Source organism: Bacillus cereus group sp. Bce019 (assembly GCF_051781745.1).
Classification (GTDB): domain Bacteria; phylum Bacillota; class Bacilli; order Bacillales; family Bacillaceae_G; genus Bacillus_A; species Bacillus_A cereus.
The window spans coordinates 1-265 of record NZ_JBPWJX010000174.1 but is presented as its reverse complement, the minus strand read 5'-3'; the positions used below and the strand labels follow the sequence as shown (position 1 = coordinate 265).

Here is a 265-nt window from a genome sequence, read left to right as displayed (position 1 = left end):
GGCTATTCAACAACCGATGTTACATTAACGGCTGGCTTCAATCCAAATAGCCCGTTCATCAGTCATAAAATTCAAGACTTTCGCTTAGATCTTGATGGTTATACGACGGGACTTGGTTTCGTGCTGGTCGGCGGCTATGAAAGTTGGTTTGCATTAGTAGACGCGAGCTTCACGCAAAGCCGTTTGACCGTCATCGACGGAACCATTAACGCTATCGTTGTCTCTCCTCGCATCGGCTACGACTTTAATCGTCACGATGTGCCAC

The 265-nt window shown here is 47.5% G+C and carries 1 protein-coding gene; it reads left to right on the top strand.

Going from position 1 to position 265, the window contains the following annotated elements; all coding sequences use genetic code 11:
- On the top strand, positions 1–265 hold a 265-nt coding region (locus ACS2QP_RS27905; RefSeq protein ID WP_438883088.1), incomplete at both ends, for a hypothetical protein.